The 692-nt window shown below is 31.8% G+C and carries 1 protein-coding gene; it reads right to left on the bottom strand.

The genetic code is table 11. The annotated features are described in order from the left end of the window. Positions 1-86 precede the first annotated feature (86 nt). Positions 87-692, bottom strand: a 606-nt coding sequence (locus IU405_RS00205) for a BamA/TamA family outer membrane protein (RefSeq protein WP_197436659.1), incomplete at its 5' end; no start/stop codon positions are given.

Below are 692 nucleotides of genomic sequence, written 5' to 3'. Positions count from 1 at the left end.
GTATTGATATTATTCTTCAAAAGTACTAAAAATATGGCTTTTTTTTACTGAAAATTGACTTTAAAATAACGAAAACGATGTATTTTTTAGAACGGATAGTTAATACCGATGTTATACACAGCATTCGAAAAATTATAGTTGCGAAACCATTTATTGCCTTCTAAATAAGGTTCGTAGGTTTTAAATCCGATGTCAAAACGCAAGATTAAAAAGTTAAAATCCAAACGTGTTCCAAATCCCGAGCCAACAGCAATATTTTTTAAGGAAGATAGGTTTTTGAATCTTGCATCATCATCTACAAATTCAGATCCTGTAATATCCCAAATGTTTCCTGCATCCACAAAAAATGCGCCTTTTAGTTTGCTAAACATGTCAAAACGATATTCAGCACTTGTTAAAAATTTAAAACTACCGGTATTGAACTCAAGACCTGCTCTTCTGCTACCAGGACCTAATTCATACGTTTGCCAAGCTCTAATATCGTTAGAGCCTCCTGCAAAATAACTTTTGATAAAAGGAATGTCGGAATTGTCATAAGTAATAATGGCGCCAATCAAAGTTCTGAAAGCAAAAACGGAATTGTTTCCTGTATCCCAAAATTTCTTATACTCAATATCAGCCTTAAAATACTGTGCTAATGGAATATTTAAAAATGTTTTTTTGTTATTGCTATTTCTGTCTTTAGATAAAAG

This window comes from Polaribacter sp. BAL334, assembly GCF_015767435.1.
In the GTDB taxonomy this organism is placed as follows: domain Bacteria; phylum Bacteroidota; class Bacteroidia; order Flavobacteriales; family Flavobacteriaceae; genus Polaribacter.
Note: the sequence above shows the minus strand (reverse complement) of the source record. Positions and strands in the feature narration are given on the sequence as shown.